The 23211-nt window shown below is 44.5% G+C and carries 17 protein-coding genes; 13 read left to right on the forward strand and 4 right to left on the reverse strand.

The genetic code is table 11. The features are described from left to right. Nucleotides 1-25: 25 nt before the first annotated feature. From ACRN9H_RS08820 to gdhA, 3 genes are all read right to left on the reverse strand, one after another. Entirely contained in the window at nucleotides 26-2035 is a 2010-nt protein-coding gene (locus tag ACRN9H_RS08820) for an MtrB/PioB family decaheme-associated outer membrane protein (protein ID WP_432313342.1), read from the reverse strand. 14 nt (nucleotides 2036-2049) lie between these two features. Next, on the reverse strand, nucleotides 2050-2976 hold the full coding sequence (locus ACRN9H_RS08825; protein ID WP_432313372.1) for a DmsE family decaheme c-type cytochrome: 927 nt from the start codon (nucleotides 2974-2976) through the stop codon (nucleotides 2050-2052). Between the two features lie 1171 nt (nucleotides 2977-4147). After that, the gene (gdhA, locus tag ACRN9H_RS08830) at nucleotides 4148-5494 is read right to left on the reverse strand and encodes an NADP-specific glutamate dehydrogenase (protein ID WP_432313343.1); all 1347 of its coding nucleotides are present in this window, start codon (nucleotides 5492-5494) and stop codon (nucleotides 4148-4150) included. 1093 nt (nucleotides 5495-6587) lie between these two features. Here gdhA and ACRN9H_RS08835 point away from each other — a divergent pair. The 5 genes from ACRN9H_RS08835 to ACRN9H_RS08855 all read left to right on the forward strand — a co-directional run bounded on the left by ACRN9H_RS08835 (nucleotide 6588) and on the right by ACRN9H_RS08855 (nucleotide 12250). Then, a complete protein-coding gene (locus ACRN9H_RS08835) occupies nucleotides 6588-8261 on the forward strand; it encodes a ribulokinase (RefSeq protein WP_432313344.1) in 1674 nt (557 codons plus the stop codon). 1 nt (nucleotide 8262) lies between these two features. Next, nucleotides 8263-8970, forward strand: a complete 708-nt coding sequence (locus ACRN9H_RS08840) for an L-ribulose-5-phosphate 4-epimerase (protein ID WP_432313345.1) — start codon at nucleotides 8263-8265, stop codon at nucleotides 8968-8970. A 61-nt stretch (nucleotides 8971-9031) separates the two neighbouring features. Then, the gene (gene araA / locus ACRN9H_RS08845) at nucleotides 9032-10534 is read left to right on the forward strand and encodes an L-arabinose isomerase (protein WP_432313346.1); all 1503 of its coding nucleotides are present in this window, start codon (nucleotides 9032-9034) and stop codon (nucleotides 10532-10534) included. 121 nt (nucleotides 10535-10655) lie between these two features. After that, nucleotides 10656-11270 (forward strand): beta-phosphoglucomutase family hydrolase, encoded by a 615-nt coding sequence (locus ACRN9H_RS08850; protein WP_432313347.1) that lies wholly within the window; start codon nucleotides 10656-10658, stop codon nucleotides 11268-11270. A 263-nt stretch (nucleotides 11271-11533) separates the two neighbouring features. Then, nucleotides 11534-12250, forward strand: coding sequence for a FadR/GntR family transcriptional regulator (locus ACRN9H_RS08855; RefSeq protein WP_126491924.1), 717 nt, complete (start codon nucleotides 11534-11536; stop codon nucleotides 12248-12250). Nucleotides 12251-12354: 104 nt separating this feature from the next. Here ACRN9H_RS08855 and ACRN9H_RS08860 read toward each other — a convergent pair whose 3' ends face one another. Continuing rightward, nucleotides 12355-13290 carry a glycoside hydrolase family 43 protein gene (locus tag ACRN9H_RS08860; RefSeq protein WP_432313348.1) on the reverse strand — a complete coding sequence of 312 codons (936 nt, stop codon included), beginning with the start codon at nucleotides 13288-13290 and terminating at the stop codon, nucleotides 12355-12357. 205 nt (nucleotides 13291-13495) lie between these two features. Between ACRN9H_RS08860 and ACRN9H_RS08865 the strand changes: the two genes are divergently transcribed. The 8 genes from ACRN9H_RS08865 to ACRN9H_RS08900 all read left to right on the forward strand — a co-directional run bounded on the left by ACRN9H_RS08865 (nucleotide 13496) and on the right by ACRN9H_RS08900 (nucleotide 23045). Then, entirely contained in the window at nucleotides 13496-15229 is a 1734-nt protein-coding gene (locus tag ACRN9H_RS08865; protein ID WP_432313349.1) for an IlvD/Edd family dehydratase, read from the forward strand. 60 nt (nucleotides 15230-15289) lie between these two features. Next, nucleotides 15290-16060, forward strand: a complete 771-nt coding sequence (locus ACRN9H_RS08870) for an SDR family NAD(P)-dependent oxidoreductase (RefSeq protein ID WP_432313350.1) — start codon at nucleotides 15290-15292, stop codon at nucleotides 16058-16060. Nucleotides 16061-16167: 107 nt separating this feature from the next. Then, complete coding sequence (locus ACRN9H_RS08875; protein WP_432313351.1) at nucleotides 16168-17223, forward strand: aldose epimerase family protein; 1056 nt, start codon at nucleotides 16168-16170, stop codon at nucleotides 17221-17223. 107 nt (nucleotides 17224-17330) lie between these two features. After that, on the forward strand, nucleotides 17331-18272 hold the full coding sequence (locus tag ACRN9H_RS08880) for an ABC transporter substrate-binding protein (protein ID WP_432313352.1): 942 nt from the start codon (nucleotides 17331-17333) through the stop codon (nucleotides 18270-18272). A 33-nt stretch (nucleotides 18273-18305) separates the two neighbouring features. Next, on the forward strand, nucleotides 18306-19805 hold the full coding sequence (locus tag ACRN9H_RS08885) for a sugar ABC transporter ATP-binding protein (protein WP_432313353.1): 1500 nt from the start codon (nucleotides 18306-18308) through the stop codon (nucleotides 19803-19805). Then, nucleotides 19806-20918 (forward strand): ABC transporter permease, encoded by a 1113-nt coding sequence (locus ACRN9H_RS08890; protein ID WP_432313354.1) that lies wholly within the window; start codon nucleotides 19806-19808, stop codon nucleotides 20916-20918. Continuing rightward, nucleotides 20915-21877, forward strand: coding sequence for a galactofuranose ABC transporter, permease protein YjfF (gene yjfF / locus ACRN9H_RS08895; protein ID WP_432313355.1), 963 nt, complete (start codon nucleotides 20915-20917; stop codon nucleotides 21875-21877). Before ACRN9H_RS08890 ends, yjfF begins: the two co-directional genes overlap by 4 nt. Next, a complete protein-coding gene (locus tag ACRN9H_RS08900; protein WP_432313356.1) occupies nucleotides 21870-23045 on the forward strand; it encodes a glycoside hydrolase family 43 protein in 1176 nt (391 codons plus the stop codon). The genes yjfF and ACRN9H_RS08900 overlap by 8 nt, the downstream gene beginning before the upstream one ends. Nucleotides 23046-23211 lie beyond the last annotated feature (166 nt).

The following is a 23211-nucleotide window of genomic DNA, read 5'->3' on the forward strand; positions in this document are numbered from 1 at the left end:
CCTCTCGTAGCATAAACGATGCGTCTTAGCGCAATTTGTAGGTAAACGACAGCATCACTTGGTGTGCGTTGTAGTTATGGTTGATATCGCCCAAGGTAATCATCCCCGGAATATCATTAACCCCTACGTTGGCTGCATCGGTATCGAAATAGCGTTCATAGCGGTAAGTTAATTTGAGTGCCATTTCTTCACTCAGGGCATAATCTGCATACATGCTGGCACTGTGGTTGTATGAGTAATAATCACCATAAGTGCTAAACGTATCTGCATTGCCCACATTGTTATAAAGTAGGGTGTCACTAATAGAATTACTGAATAAGTAATCTATCCCCAGTGTCAAACTGTCTTGCATTAACCCGCTGTAGCTTAAGCCTGCACCTAGATTGATAAATTCATCTTCAATATCGTCCTGCCAATCGGGAGAACTAAAGCTTTGACTACCTACTTGATGAGAGTTAATCCACTGTTGGCTCCCATACACATAACCATCGACATACTGATTAAATTGGATATTTAAATTAGCGTCATAGCCATAATCTTCTGATTCGGTTAATCCTATCTTGGTGTTGTCATATTCGTCTTTGGCATAACGCGTTGTAACGTCAAGGCTCATCCAGTCAGTGGGGGTGTGGATGACTTTGAGTTCAAATGCATTACGGTCACGATCAGCGAGGTAATACTTACGTAATAAGCTGTTATTTTCTGATGAGGTGAGCGTACTCGCTTCGTATAGAGATCCACTGCGGTTGGCATGTTCTACTTTGAAGTTGACGTTGAAGTTGTCGACAGCACGAACATTGAACTTCATCCATAAATTATCGTCATTCGTTTGTTCTCGGTCGCTAAAAGTACGCTCGACTTCTTTGCGATCGTAGCCAGTTTGTAAGCGATAACCACTGGCAATACGGTAGCTTGCGTTGACTTTATAAGTATTACGCTCTAAATCGCGAGGGGTGTTTTGTCTAAAGGCTCCGGTTAAGCTATTAAAGTTGTATTGAGCAAACTCGGCGCTAGAGCTTTGGTTATCACGTTTACTGTAATCAATGCTGCCACCTAAACGTAAACGGTTAGTGAGCATTGAAGTCAACGCAAAGCGGCCGTCTAACGTATCGACTTGACCATCCCAGTTTTGCAGTGGATTACCGCTCATTTGGATTAGATTTTCATCTTGAATCATACGACCACTGACAATACGTCCATTCATTACTGTACGGTCGAGTTGGTATTGGCCAGATAACGATACTTGATGAGCTTGATTATCTGGTGCAGCCGAATACACATCATTAACATATGGAAGGCTTAAATTATCGATATTGTTTTCATAATAGCTGCCAAAATAGCTCAACTCAGTTAACCAGTTATCACCTAATAAGTGCAGCCCGGCATCTAATTGTTGAGTCGTTGAGTCTATTGGTAAGCCAAAATTTATAGGGTTAGGAGATACGAGGCTACTGGACTGATATCCTGTTTTATCTTCTTGATTATATTTAACAAACATGCCATAAGAATCTTGACCATATTTAAATCCTAAACCAACTTTTTCACGTTGTTTATTTAAGTCAAATTCATTAATACTGTTATAAGGCGTCAACAGGCCATTATTATGCCAAAGTGAACTTTGAACATCGCCAGCCTTATAGGTATTAATAGAATCAATATCTACATTAATTTTATACAAACCCGCTTGACCACCTGATAAGTGAACAAAACCATTGTCCATACCCAACTGGTAGGCTTGAATATTCGCGCGATAACCTGACTCACCTTGATATTTAATATCGCCGCTCACTGTTGCAATAGCACCATTGCTTGCTGTGCCAAAAGCGTTACCAGCATGAATATCATCAACGTCGTTATAACCCACAGCAAACGCAACTTCACCTTGGTATCCAGCAGAAGTCGTACAGCGATTACATTCGTAATTTTTTGTATTCACAGACTCCATATTGGCATTACCCACTGCGAAGTTAGCCGCCATAATAGGTGATGACATAGCTATCATGGATAAGGTGATTAAATTCAATTTAAATAACATAAACTTGCTCTCCATTAACGTTGCAACAAACTGCCCGCTGGATGATTCGAACCATGAATTTTGCTGTGACAATTTAAGCAACTATTACCACCGCCAAATGCATCCATACCCGGTTCTGGAACAACACGACTGGCGTGACCGTCATCGGCATGACATTGTTGACATAACTGTGGTGCACGGCTTTCAAGCATATTTTCATTTACACTGCCATGGGGGTTATGACACGAGACGCAGTTTTCTGTTACAGGAGCATGTTCCCACAAGAAGGGGCCACGTTTTTCAGCATGACAGCTGTAGCAAGTATCATTAACTGTGGGTTGGATCAGTGCACTTTCACTCATTGAACCATGAGGAGAGTGGCAATCGATGCAAGTCATCTGATTCCATTTCATTGGATGTGATGACCGCTTATTCATGTCAGCTTTTTCTTGGGTATGACATGAGGTACAAGTATCATTTACACTCAGCTTATCCAGTGCGGGATCTTTAGCTGCATGAATTGTGTGACAATCGCTACAAGCGATTTCTTCTAAGTTATGGGTACTGGTATGCCACGCCATCTGTTTTGGGTCATTATGGCACCCTTGGCAAACGGTATTTTGGGTGGGAGCGGATAATTTACTGTCTTTCCCAAAGGCAATCATCGGTTCTTTACCACCACGATTATGATTACCTTGTGGGCCGTGACATGCTTCGCACTGTAAGCCCGCCATAGGCGATTTATTGTGATTAGTTTGACCATGTACACCGTCAAATAGGCCCATCACTTTTTCATTCTTGCGGTGACAGACTAAACAACTATCCGCACCTTTAGGAGAATATTTTCCTTCGGAAAATTTCTCATTTAGTTGCAATTCAAGTTGTTCTGAGCTGAGATTGTCCCACGGAGCTGCAATTGCATTAAATGCACATCCGTAAACTATGAGTGAAAGCATAAACATGATCTGCTTACATACGTTCATAGTATTACCTGCCTTATTAATAATGAGTACCTAATAAGTAGTAGTTTATTGGTAAGCAGTTTATTATTCCAATAATAAAATTTTGAATAATAACAATTGTGATCGAGATCTATGGTTTAAATATAAGGAATAAAACATTGACCCAGATCAATGTTAATTTATTTTAAACGCTATTTATTAAATTAATTTATAACTGTGATTTATATAACAACAATATCTAGTGATATTGTGCATTTAATTTTTAACCATATAGTAAAATACAGGCTTATTGAGAATAGATATTATTACCCAATATTTATGCTTGGTAATAATGAGGTGCGTTTCTAACTTAAAAATCTCTCCACAAACATTCGGGGAGAAGTATAGTGTTTTATCAGCAAGCTACTTTATATCTTTAATCCAAAATAAAGGTGAGATAGGTATAAAAAATTACTTCGAAGAGTGTTTGATATTCTATTTATAGTTAATTTCCACGTTTCCAGTGCGCAGCTCAAGCGTCTGTTAAAATAATTCGTTAACTGAGTAAAATTCAGTGATGAAACTAATATTATCTAATTAGGTTAGGGGAGTCATAACTAAGCATCAAGACATGTAAAACTAACACCTCGAGCAAACGCTAATGATTGTGAACATACCATAAAAAAATCAGAGTCGCGAAGTGAGAAAAAGTCATTTGAAATGAGAACCACACTTTTACAATTAATCGTTGCTGTGATTCATTGCGTAATATTGATTTTTTACACATTCAACAGTAAAGTCAATCGCAGTAAGCGATTGCAAGATTTCTCATGGGGAATTAGACGCAACAAATTGAAAATAAAAGATTATTTAATTCAAGAGTTTGGATTCAAACGCCTACTCCTTCGCCATATTCGAAAGCAAAAAAGCCATTGATTATCAATGGCTTTTTTGCTTCTGGCATTTGAAAAATCATTTTCTCAGACCCAAAACGGATGACTGAGACATATGTACTTATTTCGCGCTACAAATTGCAGATAACTAATCATACGGAGACGTCGCATGCTCTTTATTTATCTGCTGACATCAAAATATCCTTGCTCATAATAAGCAGCGAGTTAAGGCCACAGGCAGCACCTTAGTTTTACTAGCAGTTATTCAAACTAGCATGCTTACTCATCAAGCTGGCGGATTAGTAAACACCCTGTGCCAACATGGCATCAGCGACTTTGACAAAACCAGCAATATTAGCGCCATCCTCGTAGTTCACATGGCCTTCTTCGTCCATGCCGTAATTCACACAGGTTGCGTGAATACTTTGCATTATCTTCTTTAGACGAGTATCAACTTTTTCTCGACTCCAAGAGAGACGCTGAGCATTCTGACTCATTTCTAACCCAGAAGTTGCTACTCCACCAGCATTGGCGGCTTTACCTGGCGCAAATAACACCTTGGCTGCGTGGAAGGCTTTTATTGCTTCGGCGCTGCTCGGCATATTTGCCCCTTCGGCTACCATTAGTACGCCATTGGCAATGAGCGCGACGGCATCTTCTTCCAATAATTCGTTTTGGGTGGCACAAGGCAGCGCGACTTGAGTAGGCAGATGCCAAGGCGTGCGATCACTAAAGTATTCAAATCCCATCTCGAAGGCGTAATCAGCTACACGCTTACGCTGCTCATTTTTTAACTCCATGAGTCTGGCGAGTTTCTCAGGGGTAAAACCTGACGGATCGTAGACAGTGCCATCCGAGTCTGAGGCGGTGATGACACAAGCCCCCAATTCCATCGCCTTTTCAATAGCGTATTGTGCCACGTTACCGGATCCCGATACTGAGACCGTCATGCCAGCCAGTGACTGAGCCTGATTAGCTAACATGGCCTCGACAAAATAAAGTAGGCCATAACCCGTGGCCTCCGGGCGTACCAAGCTGCCGCCAAAGGAAAGTCCCTTACCAGTGAATACACATTCGGCGCTGTTGGTAAGCTTTTTCATCATACCGGCCATGTAGCCCACTTCGCGCCCACCAACGCCGATATCGCCAGCGGGTACATCAGTGTTGGCGCCTAAATGACGATAGAGTTCCAACATCAGTGCTTGGCAGAAGCGCATCACTTCACCCTCACTTTTACCTTTGGGATTGAAATCGCTGCCACCTTTGCCTCCGCCCATGGGCAGGGTCGTTAGGGCATTCTTCAAGGTTTGCTCGAAAGCAAGAAATTTGAGCACAGAGAGATCTACCGAAGGGTGAAAGCGCATACCACCTTTGATGGGGCCGATGGCCGAACTGTGTTGGATGCGATAACCGCGATTTACTTGTACCTGACCTAGGTCATTGACCCAACTCACTCTAAACTGGACAAGTCGCTCAGGCTCAACCAAACGTTCTAGCAGCCCATGCTGCAGGTAACCAGGATTTTGTGCCAAAAATGGCCAGATAGAAGTAATAACCTCATTTACGGCTTGAATGAACTCTGGTTGGTTAGGGTTGCGCTGGGCCACTTGGGCGATAAAACTCTCTTTAGAAAGGGAATGACTCATCGATAACTCCTACTAGTAAATTACATCGGCTTTATGCCAGATAATGGCCATGCCCTATATCGACCTAAGTGCTACATGTTTGGTTTGCCTGACAGTCGGCTTACGAAAGAAGCCGTCTCATTTGTACCGTGACACCAATACATTAAACACCTAAAAGCGTCTTTTTATGCATTTAATTAACATAAATAGCAATATTTAGTTTTGTGTTAACTTCGGCAAAAATCACTAAATCCATATATTTTAAAAAATAAGCATTATAATATAGTAAGTTAACTATATTGTTGAGGGTGTGAGATGATGAAAAATAAATACTCAAGCAGCGTGTTTAAAGGTGTTGTTATATGCAGTGCCAGAATGAGGCACTTTTTAGATATTGAACCTAATCAGGAAGGGCAGGCAGAACTCTTAAAATAACAAGGTGCGCTTAGATTGTATTGATAATGCTATTGTTCATGATGGTTTAGATAATAATGTTTAAATTGTGGCCGAGTATGCAGAGCAGTATCACGGTTGTGCATTAACTAACAAACCAAACGTATATAAATGCAGTAGATGGATAGCTAACGTTTAGTCTTTGTCATTAATTGATTTTCAACGCACATACGCTAACAGCTTATTTGCTGACCTATTTCATTCTGAGCACGCACAACAAATCAGTAACGATGCAGCCATGTTGGCTGAAGTTCTATATATCGGTATATGATCCGTATTTGTTACATTTTTCACCAATTCACAATATCATCTATTCTCTAAGATTATCACTCTTGCAAATTTGATTAACCTGTTGATGTTGGCTCACCTTACCGAACGTAGCCTAGCCAAGTTCAATGCCTAAAATATTGATATAGTTAATATATTTATACTATTTTCATCACATACATCCTCCTTCTCATCTTAAAAGTGTATCGATACAAATCACTCTAGACACAACCATCATTTGTTGAATTAGTTTCTGATGTTAAAAAAATTATCATTCTTTGATAAAAATAATATTGTAATACCATTAAGCTATAGTAGTATTGTAGTACTAAATGATATTCACAATATTTGTGATCACATGGCTGATTGCAGAGTTCAATGTACGGGGATGCTAATGTCTAATGTTTTAGGGTCTTACGCGTTAGGGCTGGATTACGGCTCTGATTCTGTTCGCGCGTTATTGGTTGATACACAAAGCGGCGCTGAAGTTGCTACCAATGTGGTGTACTACCCACGCTGGAAAAAGGGACTGTATTGCGTCCCAGCTAAAAATCAATTCAGGCAACATCCTTTAGATTACATTGAAAGTTTAATTGAGGTTGTACAAGGACTTTGGGCTAAAGCACCCGCAGGCGCAGCGGCAAACGTTTGTGGCCTAAGCTTTGACACGACAGGCTCAACACCGATTGCTGTTGATGAAGCTGGCGTGGCATTAGCGCTAAAAGAAGAATTTACGTCTAATCCTAATGCGATGTTTTTACTGTGGAAAGACCATAGCGCGATTCTTGAAGCCCAGCAAATTACCGCTGCGTCTAAAGTCGCCAAAGAGAATTACCTTAAATATGAAGGTGGGATCTACTCATCTGAGTGGTTCTGGGCCAAAGCCTTATACGTACTGCGCCATGACACTGAAGTGAGACAAGCAGCTTACAGCTGGGTCGAGCACTGTGATTGGATCACAGCATTAATGACAGGCACCACTCACCCTAAGGTATACAAGGCGGGTCGCTGCGCATCAGGCCATAAAGTCATGTGGCACGAGTCGTGGAACGGTTATCCGCCCAATGAATTCTTTGTTGCTATCGATCCATTACTGGACGGAATTCGTGATCGCTTACCCGTTGAAACCTGCACCTCAGATAAAGTCTGCGGCACCTTAACCCCCGAGTGGGCAGCCAATCTTGGACTATCAACCGACGTTATCGTGTCGTTCGGCGCGTTCGATTGTCACGCGGGTGCGGTGGGTGCCAATGTGAAGGAGGGCGTACTTACCAAAGTGATGGGCACGTCGACTTGCGATATCACAGTTGCCAGTTATGAAGACATTGGCGAGCGCTGTATTAAAGGCATTTGTGGTCAAGTCGATGGCTCAGTCATGCCAGGTTTAATTGGTCTTGAAGCAGGGCAGTCAGCCTTTGGCGATCTTTACGCTTGGTTTAAAGACCTCACCACTTGGCCGATCAAACATATCAATACTTCTGCGTTATTTGACGAGGAAGTGAAAGCCAAACTGATTGCACAGCTCGAGGATGAGACTTTAACTGAGCTGGGTAATGCTGCAGCAACTATTCCCGTGGGTGACACTGGCATAGTCGCGCTCGACTGGATTAACGGTCGCCGTACCCCCGATGCAGACCAATCTGTGTCTATGGCGATAAGCGGCTTAACCATGGGCAGCCATGCACCGCAAGTGTTTAAAGCATTAGTCGAAGCCAGTGCCTACGGCGCCAGAGCCATCATCGAACGCTTTAAGGAAGAGGGCGTGCGAATCGATCAAGTCGTCACGATTGGCGGTATCTCTAAAAAGTCAGATTTCATTATGCAAACCTGCGCTGACGTGTGGAATTGCAACATCGACGTACTGGAAAGCGAGCAGAGCTGTGCCTTGGGCGCTGCAATTTATGCTGCAACCGCTGCAGGCGTGTATCCCGATGTGTTAAGTGCGCAAGCCGTGATGGCCTCGAATGTTGCCAAAACTTATGCACCCAATCCTGCCAATGCTGAAAAATACCAAGCGCTTTATCAAGCGTATTTAGCCCTAGGGCATTATGTTGATGGAGCGAAATAACATGTCATATCTTGAACTGAAACGCGAAGTTTATGAAGCCAATATGGAGCTTGAGAAGCGCAATTTAGTGACTTACACCTTTGGTAATGTGTCGCAAGTTGATCGCAGGCTCGGTGTAATTGGCATTAAGCCGAGCGGTGTGCCCTATGAGGATCTCAAGGCCGAAGATATCGTTATTGTCGATCTTGAAAACCAAATTGTCCAAGGGCGTTTACGTCCATCATCCGACACCAAAACGCACACTTATTTATACCGTCAATGGCAGAGTATTGGCGGCATCACCCACACACATTCGACTTATGCAACTGCATGGGCGCAGGCGCAAATCGCCATTCCTTGTTTGGGTACCACACAAGCCGATTATGTTTACGGCGAGATCCCATGCACAGCTGTGATGCGTGATGACCAAATCAGCCGCAATTACGAAGAAGAAACAGGCGTACAAATTCTCGATTGCTTCGCCGACAGAAATCCAAGCGAGTCACCTATGGTAATCGTAGCGGGGCATGCGCCATTCACTTGGGGAGACAGCGCGGCAAAGTCGGTTTATCACGCTGTACTACTCGAAGAAATCGCGCGAATGGCTTATCTGACCAAAACCTTGTCGCCAAGTATCACGCCATTAAAACAAGAGCTTATTGATAAACATTACTTACGTAAGCACGGTAAAGACGCCTATTACGGCCAAAACAATGTTCAGAGTAAATAGTGCCCAAAATCAATCAGCTTCACGTTACCAGCATCATCAAATTTATAGGGTAGAGAGCAATATGAAAGCATTCAAACAAAAGCAAGTGTGGTTTGTGACCGGTTCGCAGGATTTATACGGGCCTAAAGTGTTGGAGCAAGTGGCAAAAAATAGTGAGCAAATTGTCCACGGTTTTAATCAGTCAGACGCAATTTCAATGGAAGTCGTCTATAAACCTACGGTTAAATCACCCCGCGAAATCTATGCTGTTTGCCAAGCGGCCAACAGTGATGAAAACTGTGTAGGCGTTATCCTGTGGATGCACACTTTCTCGCCTGCTAAAATGTGGATCGCGGGTTTGAATGAACTCAGCAAACCTTTTATGCATTTGCATACTCAGTTTAATGCCGAGCTGCCTTGGGCCGACATTAACATGCACTACATGAACACCCATCAAAGTGCCCACGGTTGCCGCGAGTTTGGTTATATCGGCACCCGCATGCGCAAAGAGCGCAAAGTGGTAGTAGGCCATTGGCAAACAAACGATGTACAAGCCCAAGTGGACGATTGGTGCCGTGCTGCGGCTGGTTGGAACGAAAGCCAAAATCTTCGTATTGCACGCTTTGGCGACAATATGCGCCAAGTCGCAGTGACCGAAGGCGATAAAGTAGCGGCGCAGATTCAATTCGGTTACGAAGTGCATGCCTACAGTTTAGGTGAGCTAAATGATGCAATTAATGCCATTAGCGAAAATGATATCACGGCTCAAATCGACCGCTACGCGAGTGAATATGTCATTAGTAATGAATTGTTTAACGATGAATACCAACTTGACCGCTTAAGAAAAGAAGCGCAAATCGAACTGGGCTTAACCCAATTCTTAAAAGATGGCGAGTTTGGTGCCTTTACTAACTGCTTTGAAAACTTAACTGGCATGACAGGTTTACCAGGGCTAGCGACACAACGTTTGATGGCAAACGGAATCGGTTATGGCGGCGAAGGCGATTGGAAAACCGCCGCTATGGTACGCATCATGAAAGTCATGGGCCAAGGCCGCACCGGTGGCACTTCTTTTATGGAAGATTACACCTATAACTTTGGCGTGACAGACCAAGTGCTCGGCGCGCACATGCTTGAAGTGTGTCCGTCTATTGCCGCTGCTAAACCACGTTTAGAAGTACACCGTCATACGATTGGTGTGCGCTGCGATATACCGCGGCTGCTGTTTACTGGTAAAGCAGGACCTGCCATCAACGTATCGACTATCGATCTTGGTAACCGCTTCCGTATTATTCTCAATGAATTAGATACAGTGACACCGCCACAGGAATTGCCAAATCTGCCCGTTGCCTCGGCACTGTGGGAGCCGCGTCCAAATCTGTCTATTGCTGCAGCAGCTTGGATACACGCGGGCGGCGCGCATCACTCAGCCTATAGCCAAGCCATCAGCACTGACAACATAGTCGACTTTGCAGAAATGGCGGGGGCTGAACTGGTGATCATCGATGCTGATACTCGTATTCGTCAGTTTAAAAATGAGCTTCGCCAGAATTCCGTATATTACGGTCTAGCAAGAGGACTATAATCTCAAGCTAATAGTGCAAAGCCGCCTCAGGGCGGCTTTTCAATTTATGCACGTTAATGTGTGAGCGTCAGACGAGTTGAGCTGGTCAATTTATTTCAGTCTTAAAGGTTGGGAAAGCAGTATGTACGCAGATTTTGATGGCATTATTTTCGATATGGACGGCACCTTGGTCGATAGTGGCCAGCTGCATGAACAGGCGTGGCGAAAAACATTAACCCACTTTGGGATCCCTATTGATGGCGCATTAATGCGATCCTTAGCAGGCGTGCCGACAATTGGCACCCTTGAAATCTTAATTGCCCATTTTGGTGTAACACCGACCGCAACATGTGAAGCAATGAATGACTATAAAGAAGCCTTGGTTCGTGAAACCATGCACCTCTATGTTAAGCCAACCCGTTTAGCCGAATTTGCCAAGCAAAATAAGGGCAAGCGCCCTATGGCAGTAGGTACAGGCGCATATACTGAGGAAGCGGTTGAGATTTTAACCCTGTGCGGCTTACTCGAGCTAGTCGATTATGTGGTTGGTGCCGACCAAGTCGTCGCGCCCAAACCTGCACCAGATACATTTTTGCGCTGCGCCGAGTTGATGGGGATTGCCCCTGAGCGTTGTATCGTGTTTGAAGATGCGAAAGCAGGTATTCAAGCAGCACAATCAGCGGGCATGTTTGTGGTCGATGTCTTGATCGATTTTGATATTAAAAACGATTATTTCCTAACGGAGTCATCTCGCTGAAACCTGTCGAATATAGGCATAAAATGAGCCGTAACAGGTAAATTAACCCTGTCCCTAGCAGCCTTACAGTGTAAAGAAAAGCGTGAGAGTGGGGTGACGGCGAAAGGATGAATTAGCGCGAAACCCTCATAAATTCTTGGCTTTATGAAAATTACCTGTTACGTTTTTAAGGAAAGGTAGTATCATAACATTTGATCAATTTCGGCTTTTTTAGCGAGTTATTTTAGATTCTGTTCGGCTATATCGGGACATAAGAGGGCGCAATGGCAAATCAGGCAAACAACCGACCGCAGAATATCCACAACTGGGTGGCCAGCGAACTTGGCTCGCGTATTGTTGGCGGATTTTATGCTCCTGGTGAATATATTCCCAATGAGAACACCATTTGTGAAGAACTTGAGGTGTCTCGCACTTCGCTCAGAGAAGCCTTTAAAGTGCTGACCGCAAAGGGCTTAATTGAATCGCGTCCCAAACTGGGCACCCGTATTCGTGAGCGCCGCCATTGGAATATGTTCGATCCCGTGATTTTAAATTGGTTTTCTCAATCTAAACCCTCGCCTGAATTTTACACGTCGCTGTATGAAATCCGTGAGGTGTTTGAGCCCGCTGCTGCCGAACTTGCCGCGAAAAAACGTACCCCAGCGCAACTTGAAATCATAGCGGCAGCCTATGCCAAGATGGAAGCGGCGCAAGTGGGCACAGATGAGGTCTATACCTCGGATATTGATTTCCACATGGCGATTTTAGATGCAACCAACAATGAGTTTATGGTCTCTTTAGGCGTATCAATTCAGTCAGCTTTACTCGAAATTTTTAGATTAAGTAGTACCATCCAAGATGATTTCCTCGAATCACTGCCAGGCCACAAGGCCATTTATACTGCGATTGAAGCAGGGGACAGTGAACGTGCTAAAGCAGAAATGAATAAACTGCTCTCGACCTCCCAAGATACGCTAAAGAAGAATATCGAGCACAAATAGCATCACGCACATGCTTGGTGAACAACAAAAAGGTGAGCCGATATTCGGCTCACCTTTTTAGTTTCTACAACTGTCCTCGCACCATATTAGCCATCATCAGAGTATTACTGCGCCGAAGTAATGCCTTCCGTCGTCATCTGGATACGCTTAATCGTGCCATCTTCATTGTAATAAAGCGGGTCGATGGCAACGGTTCGTCTAAACTCGCCGCCACCATTTTGCGAGGCGCCGGTATGGTAGATAAAATAAGATTTGCCTTTAAATTCAATAATCGCTTGATGATTTGTTGGTGAGTTACCCGCCACTTCATTCAGTATGCCTTGGTACTTCCACGGGCCTTTTACATTATCGCTGGTCGCGTAGGCGATTTTTTCGGGGAAACCTGAGGCATAAGAAAGGTAATAGGTTTTATCCTTTTTATGCACCCATAGCGCTTCGGTGAAATTAGGCACATCAATAGCGTGAATCGGGCCATCGAGTTCGATCATATTAGGCTTTAGTTTGGCATAACGTGGCTTTGAGTTACCCCAAAAAATATAGGCCTGCTGATCATCATCAATAAATACCGCAGGGTCGATATCATCCCAGTCGATGTCTGTATCGGTTGTCATATCATTGGTGATCAGTGCCGTACCACGCGCATCCTTAAAAGGACCTAATGGGCTGTCTGCAACGGCCACACCAATCGCAAAGCCATTAATCTTGGCGTGTCTTGCTGTAACATACCAATAGAACTTACCTTCTTTTTCAATTATATGGCTTGCCCAAGCATCGCCTTTTGCCCACCTAAAATCCTTAACCGCTAACTTACTGCCGTGTTCAGTCCAATTCAGCATGTCCTTTGAACTAAAGACCAGCCAATCGTGCATCTCAAAGAAGGTTTTGTTGTCTTTGGCCACATCATGCCCAGTATAAAGGTACACAGTATCCCGATGGACCATAGCGGCAGGATCGGCAGTAAACACCTCGGGGAACACAGGATTAGCGGCAAATGCCGCCGAATTGAATACTAAACAAATACTCAAAAGTGCCTTTTTCATAATTCCTCTATTGTTTTTTGACATTTTAGTATTATAGTAATACCAATACTTTTACCCACTAGCAATCTTTAAAGCACAAATGATTAACGACTGCCTTTTTGCCACTTTGGGCGAGGGCAGAGCGGCATACAGTGGCGAGGTGAGTGTCAATGCGGTAACCGAGTGCATTCACTAAGGCACAGATTGTTATAACGAAGGTGTGAAAATGAATAATAAAAAAATAAAAGCACTTCGTTCGGCGAGTTGGTTTGGGAGTGATGACAAGAATGGCTTTATGTATCGCAGCTGGATGAAAAACCAAGGCATACCCGAGCATCATTTTCAAAATAAGCCTGTGATCGGCATTTGTAACACTTGGTCAGAACTCACACCCTGTAACGGCCATCTGCGCGATTTAGCACAAAGGGTCAAAAATGGTATACGTGAGGCAGGGGGAATACCGGTTGAATTCCCCGTATTTTCCAATGGCGAATCCAATTTACGCCCAAGCGCTATGCTGACACGTAATTTAGCGGCGATGGATACTGAAGAAGCGATTCGCGGTAATCCGATCGATGGTGTTGTCTTGTTGGTTGGCTGCGATAAAACCACACCCGCATTATTGATGGGCGCCGCCAGTTGTAACTTGCCGACAATAGTCGTCACTGGCGGACCTATGCTCAATGGCAAGCATAAAGGTAAAGATGTGGGCTCAGGCACTTTAGTCTGGGAACTGCACCAAGAATATAAAGCAGGCAATATCAGTCTGGCTGAGTTTATGAACGCCGAAGCCGATATGTCTCGCTCAACGGGTACCTGTAATACCATGGGCACAGCATCAACTATGGCTTGCATGGCGGAAAGTTTAGGTACAAGTTTACCCCAAAATGCCGCCATTCCTGCTGTAGATTCACGGCGTAATGTGTTGGCCCACATGTCTGGCATGCGTATTGTCGACATGGTGCATGAGGATTTAACGCTGTCGAAAGTATTGACCCGCGAGGCATTTATCAATGCGATAAAAACCAATGCGGCGATTGGCGGCTCGACCAACGCAGTGATCCATTTAAAAGCGATAGCAGGTCGTATCGGTGTTGAATTGTCATTGGACGATTGGTCACACGGCTACGATGTGCCCACCATAGTGAATCTAAAACCTTCAGGTCAGTACTTGATGGAAGACTTTTACTATGCAGGAGGTTTGCCAGCGGTGTTAAAGCAGCTGTTTAATCATGATTTATTGAGTAAAGACACCTTAACAGTGAACGGCCAAACCCTGTGGGCAAATGTAATGGATGCGCCTTGCTACAACGAAGAGGTCATCATGAACATCGATGCGCCCTTAGTGGTAAATGGCGGAATTCGGATATTAAGGGGAAATCTTGCTCCCCGTGGCGCAGTAATCAAGCCTTCGGCGGCCAGTCCTCATTTAATGAAACACAGTGGTAAAGCTGTGGTTTTTGAGAGTTTTGATGACTATAACGCTCGTATAAACTCTCCAGAATTGGATATTGATGAAACCAGTATTATGGTGCTCAAGAATTGCGGCCCCAAGGGATATCCGGGCATGGCGGAGGTAGGTAATATGGGATTGCCACCTAAGCTATTGAAAAAAGGCATTAAAGATATGGTCAGGATTTCCGATGCGCGCATGAGTGGCACCGCATTTGGCACTGTAGTCTTGCATGTTGCACCCGAAGCGCAGGATTTAGGTCCCTTAGCGGCGGTGCAAAATGGCGATATGATCACGCTTGATACCTTTGCGGGTATTCTGCAACTTGAGATCAGCGCTGACGAATTAGCAAATCGATTGGCTAAGTTAGCCTCGGTGAAACCCGCTCCCATCGGCACTGGATATTTGTCTCTTTTTAAAGAAAGAGTGCTGCAAGCGGACGAAGGTTGTGACTTTGATTTTCTAGTGGGATGTCGAGGTGCTGATATTCCGGCACATTCCCATTAAACATGGCGCCTTTTTCTTTTATAATGAAACCAAATAATTATTTTAAAAAAAGGTTGAGTTATGAAGTTGAGTAATCAGTACCCGAGCTTAAAAGGAAAGACCATTTTTATCAGTGGTGGCGGTACGGGTATTGGCGCCTGCTTAGTGAGATCTTTTTTAGAGCAGGGTGCAAAGGTTGCATTTGTAGACATTCTTGTGGATGAGTCAAATCAACTGGTTAACAGCTTATTGGCCAACCAAGCTGATGCAGTCTTAAAGTTTTATCCCTGCGATCTGATTGATATCGACGCACTAAAAACTGTGTTAGCAACAGTAGAACAAGAATTAGGGGCGATCTCAGTCTTAATCAATAACGCCGCCTGCGATCAACGTCATAGCATAGATGAAGTGACGCCCGAGTATTGGGATCACTGTATAAACACCAATTTACGGCATTACTTTTTTGCGGTTCAAGCTGTTAGGCAGCAAATGCAGCGCCTCGGTGGTGGTTCAGTGATCAACTTAGGCTCGATGAGTTGGCACAATCGTCAGTCTGGCATGGCGGGTTATACCGCTTCTAAAGCCGGCGCTATGGGATTGACCCGAGGACTCGCCGCAGATTTAGGTAAAGATAAAATTCGAATTAATACCCTAACGCCAGGCTGGGTGATGACTAAACGTCAATTAACCCACTGGGTAGATAAAGATACGGCAAAACATATCGAAGATAATCAATGTATCAAAGACTATGTGATGCCAGAAGATATCGCAGCCATGGCATTATTTTTGGCTTCAGATGATAGCAAACTCTGCACTGCACAAAACTTTATCGTTGATGGTGGTTGGATTTAGTCATTAACAATACCGTTTGTGGTTCATTAAGTCGTTATTTATTACGCGTGGATAGGCGAGGAGTGCTGCTGATAAAAATTTAAATACTAAAAGGTGACACTACCGTTATGCAACTCTCAATATCAACGCAAAAATTAACTCATGCCGCATTTCCTGGAGAGTTGCATTTAATCACCTTAACCAATAGCCATGGTTTGGAGGTATTATTATCTAATTATGGCGCGAGCATTTGGTCGGTTAAACTTCATGACAAAGAAGCACAACCGATTGATTTAAGTTTGAGTTACCAAAACATTCAAGATTGGGCAAAAAACCCTTATTATTTTGGTATTACTGCAGGCCGCGTTGCGAATCGAATAGGCGGTGCTCAATTCTCACTCAATGGCAAACACGTTCAATTAACGCCAAACGAAGGTAATAATCAACTTCATGGCGGCGCCCAAGGATTAAGCCATTGTCTCTGGCAATGTGAAACTCTGCGCTACCAAGATGCTGTCGCGGCAAGCTTCACCATAATCAGTCCTGATGGTGACCAAGGCTACCCAGGTGAGCTAGTGATAAAAGTTGAATACAGATTAAATGAAAACAATGAGTTAACTATTATCTATGAAGCAAAATCGGATCAAACAACGCCAGTTTGCTTAACTAATCATACTTATTGGAATCTAGCCTCCGATAAACAAAACGGAATACTAGGCCATTCTTTGCAACTCCAATCAAAACATATTTTAGCCTTAGATGCAGAGCAAATTCCTACGGGTGAATTAATCCAAGTAGAGAATACCGCCTTTGATTTTAGACAACCTAAAATGATTTTACGTGATATTCATACCTTAGATAATGGCTATGATCATTATTTTGTCATGGATAAAAAATACAGTAGCACATCAAATTTAAACGTCATTGCTAATTTGGTCGATCCTATTTCAGGACGTGAAATGGAAATAAGTACGACAGAACTAGGATTACAATTTTATAGCGGAAATTTTTTAGATGGCTCGCATTTCGATAATCACGGTCAGCCATTAATTCAATATCGCGGTTTATGTTTAGAAACCCATGGCTATCCAAACGCCGTTAATATTGATCATTTTCCGACTGTGATCCTAGAAGCCAATACCTTGTACAAACAAATTACGGTACACACATTTAAAAACATCTGAGCTTTATAAATTTTATAACCAGTAAATAACGAAACGTTTTAAGTTTGATCTTCTGAATTAAGAAGGTCTGGGGATTTTTGTCACTAAAATTTTGAAAGGGAATAATAATGAAAAATTTTAAACTAGTTTCAGCGTTCAGTTTATGGGTAGTTAGTGCCAGTTGCGCATTCGCGACAACTGTCGGGTTTTCACAGGTAGGGTCAGAAAGCGGTTGGCGAACTAGCTTCAGCGAGGCAGTAAAAGCAGAAGCCAAGCAAAGGGGCATTGACTTAAAATTTGCCGATGCACAGCAAAAACAAGAGAACCAAATCAAAGCCGTACGTAGCTTTATCGCCCAAGGCGTCGATGCCATTATTATTGCGCCAGTGGTCGAAACGGGTTGGAAACCGGTACTTAAAGAAGCCAAACGTGCCCACATTCCTGTTGTTATCGTTGACCGTAATATTAAGGTCGATGACGATTCATTATTCCTGACCCGCATTGCCTCTGACTTTACCGAAGAAGGCAGCAAAATCGCCCAATGGTTAATGGATAAAACCCAAGGAAAATGCGATATCGCCGAACTACAGGGCACTGTTGGTGCCACTGCCGCCATCGATCGTGCCGCCGGTTTTAATGCCGTTATCGCAAATTACCCCAATGCCAAGATTGTCCGCAGCCAAACGGGTGAATTTACCCGTGCTAAGGGTAAAGAAGTGATGGAAGGTTTCCTTAAAGCACAAAACGGCCAAGCACTGTGCGCCGTTTGGGCACATAACGACGAAATGGCACTTGGCGCCGTGCAAGCCATTAAAGAAGCTGGACTAAAACCGGGGACAGATATCTTGATTGTTTCGGTTGATGGCGTACCGGATTACTTCAAAGCCATGGCCTATGGGGAGGCCAATGCGACAGTAGAATTGAGCCCCTATTTAGGCGGACCAGCCTTTGATGTTATCGATGCATTCCTTAAGGGAAAAAAAGACCAATCTAAACTGATTAGCACTACGGGTGATGTTTATACCCAAGAAACCGCCGCCGCTGAATATGAAAAACGTCGCCTGCGTTAATCGACGATAACGCGTTTCTTGGGGAGACAAGCTATGAGCCTTATCTTAGAACTGCAGAATATCAGTAAGCATTACCCCGGCGTGAAAGCGCTAGAAGAGGTGAGTTTACGTTTATATTCAGGGGAAGTTCATGCCCTCTTGGGCGAAAACGGTGCGGGTAAGTCCACACTGGTGAAAGTGATGACAGGGGCACAATCCAAAGATGGCGGGGATATTGTTTTTCTGGGTGAAAAACAACATTTTTGTACGCCGATTGAGGCACAGAAAATCGGGATCAGCACGGTTTATCAAGAAGTGAATCTGGTTCCGAATCTTTCCGTGGCGCAGAATTTATTTCTGGGCCATGAGCCTAAACGTTTCGGGTTAATTCACTTTAACAAGATGTATGCCGATGCCCGCAGCGTGTTGACTCAGTTTAAGCTAGATATTGATGTCACCGCGCCCCTGTCGCAATACTCTATAGCCGTACAACAGCTTATCGCCATTGCCCGTGGCGTAGCCATCTCAGCCAAAGTGTTGGTATTAGATGAGCCAACGGCCAGCCTTGATGCGGACGAAGTGCAAGTGCTGTTTGGCATTTTGAATCAACTTAAGCAAAAGGGTGTGGCCATAGTGTTTATCACCCATTTTCTCGATCAGGTTTATCAGATAAGTGACCGCATCACTGTACTGCGAAACGGTCGTTTTATTGGTGAATATCTCACAGCTGAGTTACCCCAATCCCAATTGATTGAAGCTATGCTCGGGCGTTCATTGCTAGAGCAACTGGTTGATAAAAAGATTGAAGATAATCCAGCAAAGGGTACTTCAGCGGTACTTCTTTCCCTTGAGGGCGTGTCCGTTAAAGGCTCCATTCAAGCCATGACGCTCACGGTACCTAAAGGTCAAGCAGTGGGTCTTGCTGGCTTGTTAGGTTCAGGGCGCAGTGAAGTTTGCAATGCAGTTTTTGGACTGGATTTGCTTGAAAGCGGCAGCATTCACTTAGCGGGTAAAAAACTAAACCTTTCACAACCTGTAGATGCCATTCATGCGGGGATCGCACTTTGTCCTGAAGATCGCAAAATTGACGGCATCATTGGGCCTTTATCCATTCGCGAGAACATCATTTTAGCCTTACAGGCGAGAGTAGGATGGTGGCGCTGTTTATCGAAAGCAAGGCAAGAGGAAATTGCCCAGTTCTTTATCGATAAATTGCAGATCGCCACGCCCGATGCCGACAAACCCATAGAGCAGCTCAGTGGCGGTAATCAGCAGAAAGTGATCTTAGCGCGCTGGCTTGCCATCGAACCGATTTTGTTAGTGCTCGATGAACCAACCCGCGGTATCGATATCGGCGCCCATGCCGAAATTATCAAACTGATTAGATCCCTGTGTGACGATGGTATGTCGCTGCTCGTTGCCTCCTCCGAATTAGATGAACTTGTCGCATTCTCCAACAAAGTCGTGGTGATGCGCGACCGTTATGCGGTGCGTGAATTAACGGGATCAGAACTCACCTCACAACACGTTATGCAAGCCATTGCGGAGGGATAAATGAAAAGCTCAGCAGAAATGATGTCGCCGGAGGCTTTACCTATGAATAGCCAGCAAACAATGACCAAAGAAAAAACAGACCGTTATCAAGCGGGTAAGTCAAAGTCCTTCGGTCGTTATCTTTGGCCTTTATTAGCGTTAGCCTTACTGCTGCTAGTTAACTTGTTTATCGACAGCAGTTTTTTCCATTTAACCTATCAAGATGACCGTCTTTATGGCTCCTTGATTGATATTTTAAACCGCAGTGCGCCGGTAGCGTTGCTCGCGATTGGCATGAGTTTAGTCATTGCCACAGGTGGGATTGACCTCTCTGTTGGTGCTGTGATGGCAATCGCAGGCGCGGTCTGCGCTAACCTTTTGCTGGTGCCGGATATTAGCTTAGTGACAGTGGTATTGGCGGGTTTGATGGTTGGCCTCGCGGCGGGTTGCATTAATGGTGCCTTGGTCAGTTTTTTAGGGATCCAACCTATTGTGGCGACTTTGCTGCTCATGGTTGCTGGGCGCGGCGTCGCTCAGCTAATCAATCAGGGGCAGATCATTACCTTTCAACATGAAGCATTTGCGGCAATCGGTGTTGGGCAGTTTTTAGGCTTACCTATGCCGATTTGGATTGTCATTGGCATGTTGCTACTGACCCAATTATTGCTGCGCAGAACCGCTTTGGGACTTTTTATTGAGGCCGTAGGTTGTAACGCCAAAGCGAGTCGTTACCTTGGGATTAATGATAAATCCATCAAGCTGTTCGTGTATGCCATTGCCGGATTATGCGCAGCGTTAGCCGGCATGATAAGCACTGCCGATATTCAAGGATCAGACGCTAATAATGCGGGCTTATGGCTTGAGCTCGACGCCATCTTAGCTGTAGTGATTGGTGGCGCAGCATTAACCGGTGGGCGTTTCTCACTCGTGTTGTCGATCATCGGCGCACTGATCATCCAAACCTTAGCCACTACGATTATCGTCAGCGGTTTACCTGCCAAATTTAACCTGTTGATCAAAGCAATAGTGGTCTTGAGTGTACTGTTACTGCAGTCTGAGAAATTCAGACGTCAGCTATCGGGATTATTCAAACTTCGCACCTTCAACAGTGACAAGGCTGGAGACAAAAAATGATCGCTAAACGTTTTATACCCCTATGGATCACCGCCTCCTTGCTGCTGGTGATGTTTTTGATAGGTTCAATGCAGTTTGAAGGCTTTGCCAGTGTCAGAGTCGTGACTAACTTATTCCGTGATAACGCTTTTTTACTGATCACCGCACTCGGGATGACATTAGTGATCATCTCTGGAGGCATCGATTTATCCGTAGGCTCAGTGATTGCCTTAAGTGGCGTGCTCACCAGTGTATTAATTACCGAATATCACTGGCATCCACTGCTCGCATTTGCACTGGTTTTGCCCCTTGGCACACTCTTTGGTGCCTTGATGGGCAGCATTATCCACGTTTATAAGCTTCAACCCTTTATTGTGACCTTGGCGGGGATGTTTTTAGCACGTGGCATGGCAACCACCATCAGTGAAGAATCAATCGCGATTGATCATCCGTTTTACGATGCCATTGCTGATTTGAGCATTGCCTTGCCCGGTCATGGTTCGCTTGATATCAGCTCACTGATTTTTATTCTGTTTTTCATCATTGTTGCCGTCATGATGCACTACAGCCGTTTCGGAACCAATGTGTACGCCCTTGGCGGTAATGCGCAATCGGCAGAGTTAATGGGGATTTCTATCGCGAAAACCACTATCAGTATTTATGCGCTCAGTAGTTTTCTCGCAACCTTGGCGGGAATTGTCTTCACCTTTTATACCTTTTCCGGTTATGCGCTCGGAGCGATTGGAGTCGAGCTCGATGCCATTGCCGCTGTGGTGATTGGCGGCACTTTACTTACCGGCGGTAGGGGCTTTGTGTTAGGTACTGTGCTTGGGGTGTTTTTAATGGGCGTGATCCAGACCTACATTACCTTCGATGGCACGCTCAGCAGTTGGTGGACCAAGATAGTGATTGGATTATTACTATTTTTCTTCATCGTGTTACAAAAACTCTTGAATGGACGTAAATCTAGCCATGGATAAGTTAACCTCAATGACTCGCTCTAAACCTATTAGCTATAAGCATGCTAGCTCCCAACATGGTAACGCTAATCAAATTCACCCTAAATCAAGCCGTTTTTCGGCACTGGCGGTGTCAATTGCGCTGTCGGTTTGTATGGCAGGCCCTGCGAATGCAGTGCCTGTACTTGAGCATAAAGCTGTCGTTCATCAGGCCATTACCGCACAAAATACCAAATCCACTGTTCAAAACGCGCCTTTTATTGCCCGCAGCGCCGATCCTTGGGTAATTAAAGCCGACGATGGCAGCTATTACTTTATCGCCTCTGTACCTGAATTTGATCGAATAGAACTGCGCCATGCTGCTACGATTCAGGCTCTGAGCCAAGCACAGCCTAAGATCATTTGGCGTAAGCATGAGTCTGGGCCCATGAGCATCGACATTTGGGCGCCCGAACTACATAAGATTGATGGCCATTGGTATATCTATTATGCCGCCAGTGATAAAGACCTGCGTTTTCATAACCGTATGTTTGTATTAGGCTTAAATGGTGATGATCCGATGGCGGGTGAGTGGCAGGAACTCGGACGCCTTAAGACAGCGCACGATGCATTTTCCTTAGATGCCACCAGCTTTCAAGTAGGCGAACAGCGTTATTTTATTTGGGCGCAGCAAGATGAGGCTAAAAGCTACAACACGGGATTGGTGATCGCCAAAATGGTGTCGCCGACACAGGCGTCAGCACAGGAAACCATCATCACCGAACCTTTGCTCAACTGGGAAAGATTAGGTTTTAAAGTCAACGAAGGCGCTGCCGTGCTCATTAAAAATGGCAAAGTCTTTGTGACCTATTCCGCTAGCGCCACAGATGATCGATACGCTATGGGCTTGCTGTGGGCGGATCAAACGGCCGATCTCCTCGATCCCAATAGCTGGCACAAAGCACCCACATCCGTATTTAGCAGTAATCCAGTGCTTAAACGTTTTGGCCCTGGGCACAACAGCTTTGTACTGGCAGAAGACGGTAAGACGGAGTTAATGTTCTACCACGCCCGCAATTACCTTGAACTACAAGGAACGCCACTCACCGACGGCAATCGCCACAGCTATTATCGCGCGATATCCTGGTCAACAGATGGCATGCCACAGTTTGATAATGAGCTCAGCGATGCGCAAACGTTTGCTAAGTGAACCTCAAAATTTTTATAACTTATAAAGCGGCATAAGCAGTAATAATCGGAGTTAAAATAACCTTGAGTGAGCACAGACTGATGCAGATATTAGAATTTTTGTGTTTAACTCATACAGGCTTTCCATGGTATCCACTCACCTATGTAGTGACCAACAAAATTTGGCC

This window comes from Shewanella sp. MF08487 (assembly GCF_050848685.1).
GTDB classification, from domain to species: domain Bacteria; phylum Pseudomonadota; class Gammaproteobacteria; order Enterobacterales; family Shewanellaceae; genus Shewanella; species Shewanella glacialipiscicola.